General features: G+C 72.1%; 4 protein-coding genes. 3 read left to right on the top strand and 1 reads right to left on the bottom strand.

Annotated elements, in window-relative coordinates; translation table 11 throughout:
- Window positions 1-203 precede the first annotated feature (203 nt).
- Complete coding sequence (locus AB8Z36_RS32615) at window positions 204-1,418, top strand: glycosyltransferase (protein WP_369216994.1); 1,215 nt, start codon at window positions 204-206, stop codon at window positions 1,416-1,418.
- A gap of 100 nt (window positions 1,419-1,518) precedes the next feature.
- A complete protein-coding gene (locus tag AB8Z36_RS32610; protein WP_369216993.1) occupies window positions 1,519-2,163 on the top strand; it encodes a dihydrofolate reductase family protein in 645 nt (214 codons plus the stop codon).
- A 33-nt stretch (window positions 2,164-2,196) separates the two neighbouring features.
- Here the strand turns inward: AB8Z36_RS32610 and AB8Z36_RS32605 are convergent, their stop codons facing one another.
- A complete protein-coding gene (locus tag AB8Z36_RS32605) occupies window positions 2,197-2,646 on the bottom strand; it encodes a carboxymuconolactone decarboxylase family protein (protein WP_369216992.1) in 450 nt (149 codons plus the stop codon).
- 113 nt (window positions 2,647-2,759) lie between these two features.
- On the opposite strand from AB8Z36_RS32605, the gene AB8Z36_RS32600 reads away from it, so the two are divergent.
- Window positions 2,760-3,665, top strand: coding sequence for a sigma-70 family RNA polymerase sigma factor (locus tag AB8Z36_RS32600; RefSeq protein WP_369216991.1), 906 nt, complete (start codon window positions 2,760-2,762; stop codon window positions 3,663-3,665).
- Window positions 3,666-3,873 lie beyond the last annotated feature (208 nt).

Below are 3,873 nucleotides of genomic sequence, written 5' to 3'. Positions count from 1 at the left end.
GGTGAACAGTGGGGGCAGGCTTTCGATCACCGTAGTCATGGGGGGCGGCTCCGGGCGAGAGCCTGCCGGGGGGGGCGGCGCCCACCGACCCCGCGCCGCGAAGTCGCGGATGCACGGGGAGTGTTCAGCACCCCGCGACGTACACTGCTGCCCGCCCACCATGAACGGCGGGACGGAGGGCCGGAACGGGAAGAGGGCGCGCAATGCGGGTGCTGTTGTCCACCTACGGGACGCGTGGCGATGTCGAACCGCTGGTGGCTCTCGCGGTGCGGCTCCGGGCGCTCGGCGCGGAGGTGCGGATGTGCGCCCCGCCGGACGAGGAGTTCGCGCACCGGCTCGCGGGCATCGGCGTGCGGCTGGTGCCGCTCGGGCCGCCGGTACGGGAGCTGCTGCGCGGCACGGGCCTGCCGACGGCGGAGGAGCTTTCGCGGTACCGGAACGGACTCGTCGACTCGCAGTTCGAGATCCTGCCCTCGGCCGCCGAGGGGTGTGACGTACTGGTGGTGGCGGGCCTGGGCCAGATCGGCGCGCGGTCCGTGGCGGAGGCGGCGGGCATCGGCTACGTGTACGTGAGTTACGCGGCGGTGCATCTGCCGTCGCCCCACCATGGGCCGCCGCCCCGGCCGGGCTGGCCCGAGCCGGAGGTGACGGACAACCTCGCGCTGTGGGAGCTCGACGCCCGGAACGTGAACGCCCAGTTCGCCGAGGTGCTCAACGGTCACCGCACGGCGATCGGCCTGCCCCCGGTGGACAACGTCCGCGACCACGTCTTCACCGACCGGCCGTGGCTCGCGGCGGACCCGGTCCTCGGCCGGTGGCCCCAGGGCCATGATCCGCAGGGCCTCGATGTGGTCCAGACGGGTGCGTGGAGCCTGCCGGACGACCGTCCGCTCCCGGCCGAGCTGGTCACGTTCCTCGAAGCGGGCGCGCCGCCGGTCTACCTGGGCTTCGGCAGCGCGCACATGTCACCGGACACCGCCCGTCCGGCCGTCGAGGCGATCCGCGCCCAGGGCCACCGTGTGCTCGTCTCACGCGGCTGGGCGGAGCTGGACGTCATCGACGACCGGGACGACTGCCTCGCCATCGGCGAGGTCAACCACCAGCGTCTGTTCGGCGAGGTGGCCGCCGTGGCGCACCACGGCGGCGCGGGCACGACGGTGACCGCCGCCCGGGCGGGTGTGCCGCAGGTGGTGGTGGCTCTGCGGATGTCGGACAACCCGTACTGGGCGGGCCGGGTGGCGGCCCTGGGCATCGGCGCGGCGCCCGAGGGCCCGGCACCGGGCGGCGAGGCCTTGCACACCGCCTTCAAGACGGCGCTGGCCCCCGGGACCAGGGCGCGGGCGAAGGCCCTGGGCGCCGAGATCCGCGTCGACGGCGCGGAGAGGGCCGCCGCGCTGCTCATCGACACGTTCCGGTGAGCCGGTCGCGGACGCGGCGATGAGTTCTCCCGGCCCGGGGAGTCTCCTCACTGTCGGGCCCGGAACCGGCCCACACGAGCCGACACCACCGGAGGATCACATGTCCCAGCTGTTGAGGGTGCAGAACTTCAACGTCTCGAGTGACGGAATCGGGGCCGGTGAGGAGCAGACCCTGGAGAGGCCGTTCGGGCACGTCGCGCCGGAGCGGCTGTTCGCGTGGGCCGGTGCCACCGCGAGCTGGCCCATGCGCACCGAGCCCGGGGGCAGCCGGGGCCTGGACGACTACCTCACCCGGGACTACACCCGCAACATCGGCGCCGAGATCATGGGCCGCAACAAGTTCGGTCCGCAGCGCGGCCCCTGGCAGGACCACGAGTGGCAGGGGTGGTGGGGTGACGAACCCCCCTTCCACACTCCGGTGTTCGTCCTGACCCACCACAAGCGTCCCTCATTCACGCTGTCGGACACGACGTTCCACTTCGTCGACGGCTCCCCCGCCACGGTCCTTCAGCAGGCCAAGGAGGCGGCGCGGGGCAAGGACGTACGGCTCGGCGGCGGGGTGAGCACCATCAGGGAGTTCCTCGACGCCGACCTCGTCGACACCCTGCACGTCACGGTGTCCCCCGTGAAGTACGGGAGCGGGCTGCGGCTCTGGGAGTCCCCCGACGAGCTGCTCGACCGCTTCCACCTGGACGTCGTGCCCAGCCCCAGCGGGGTGACGCACCACCTGTTCTGGCGGAAGTAGCGACATACCAGGTGGGGCCCGGCCCCGTGTGGCTCACCAGGTCTTGCCCGCCTGCTCCCGGAGCGCGCGGTTGATCCGGTTGAAGAAGTTGGTCATCGCGACCTCCAGGACGATCGCGCCGAGCTGCTCCTCGCCGAAATGGCTCGCGGCGGCATCCCACACCTCGTCGGTCACACCCGGTGCGCCGTCCTGGATGCGGGTGGCCGCCTCGGCCAGGGCGAGGGCCGCCCGCTCCGCGTCGGTGTAGAAGGGCGTCTCGCGCCACGCCACCACGTTGTGCAGCCGCTCGTCCGTCTCACCGGACGTGCGCGCGCCCTCGACCGTGGCGAAGACGCAGGGGCTGCACCCGTTGATCTGGCTGATCCGCAGGTGGATGAGGGACAGCAGGCGGGGGTCGACGCCTCCGGAGTGCAGCGCCTTGAAGAGGTGCTGGATCGCCTTGCTGACGTCGGGGTTCACGGGCTGGTTCATACGTGCTTCCATCGGTGTCGCTCCTTATGGGTCGGTCCCGTTGCCGTTGCCGGGACCATCGGTTACCTGAGCCCTTCCGGGCCCGTCATCACCCCTGACGGAGCGAAACGAGGGAAGGTAACAACGTGCCCGACACCAGCCGGATCAAGGCGGATGAAGCCAGCAGGCCGACCACCGATGTGACCGAGGCGTTCGAGGGAGAGCGCGATCGGCTGCGCGCGGTGGCGCACCGCATGCTCGGCTCCCACGCCGACGCCGAGGACGTGGTCCAGGAGACCTGGCTGCGGCTGTCCCGTCAGGACACGGCGGGCATCCACAACCTCGGCGGCTGGCTGACCACGGTGGTCGGCCGGATCAGCCTCGACGTCCTGCGGTCACGCCGGACCCGCCCGGAAGCGCCGTACGAGGACGGTCTTCCCGAGGTGGTGGTGGCCGTCGACGACGGCCCCGTTCCCGAGGACGACGCGGTGCTCGCCGATGCGGTCGGGCTCGCGCTGCTGGTCGTCCTGGAGTCGCTCGGGCCGAGCGAGCGGCTGGCGTTCGTGCTGCACGACCTCTTCGCGGTGCCCTTCGACGAGATCGCCCAGATCCTCGGCAAGTCCACCGCCGCCGCCAAGATGCTCGCCAGCCGCGCCCGCAAAAAGGTGCGGGCGAGCGAGCGGCCCTCCGGTGGCGGGCGGGAGCAGCGAAAGGTGGTTGAGGCCTTCCTGGCGGCGGCCCGTCACGGAGACTTCGATGAGCTGCTTCGCGTACTCGACCCCGAGGTGGAACTGACCGTCGACACCCCGAACGGCGTGGTCGTCGCCCTCGGCGCCACCAAGGTCGCGGCGGGCGCCCGGCTGTCCGCGGGTGCGGCCGCGCGGCGCCGCGACGTGCTCGTCGACGGCCGCCCGGGAATCGTGTCCTGGCGCGAGGACGGCACCCCGCTCTCGGTCCTGGCGTTCACCGTCACGGACGACCGGATCACCGCCATCACGATCGTGGCCGACCCGGCGAAGCTCGCGCGGATGGACCTGCCCGAGGCGGCGTGATCGGCGCAACTCCTTGAAGGGGGCAGCGGCGGGCACCGTCTTTTGCGTTCATTGAGTACATGAAGAACGTGCCGCACGACCGGGTCGCCCGGCCGGAGAGTGGCGCTAGAGTCCCGGCCGTTGGTCCTGGTCAGAGCTGGTTCTGTCGCGCGGGCGACCGGGCGGTTCGCTCCGTCCGGGCCGCCCCCTGCCCTGCCCGGCCCAGTCC

Source organism: Streptomyces flavofungini (assembly GCF_041028215.1).
GTDB classification, from domain to species: Bacteria; Actinomycetota; Actinomycetes; order Streptomycetales; family Streptomycetaceae; genus Streptomyces; species Streptomyces flavofungini_B.
Note: the sequence above shows the minus strand (reverse complement) of the source record. Positions and strands in the feature narration are given on the sequence as shown.

Bases quoted from the DNA above. Each gene is read 5' to 3' on its own strand.
- AB8Z36_RS32615 (WP_369216994.1), top strand. From the start codon at position 204: ATGCGGGTGCTGTTGTCCACCTACGGGACGCGTGGCGATGTCGAACCG.
- AB8Z36_RS32610 (WP_369216993.1), top strand. From the start codon at position 1,519: ATGTCCCAGCTGTTGAGGGTGCAGAACTTCAACGTCTCGAGTGACGGA.
- AB8Z36_RS32605 (WP_369216992.1), bottom strand. From the start codon at position 2,646: ATGGAAGCACGTATGAACCAGCCCGTGAACCCCGACGTCAGCAAGGCG.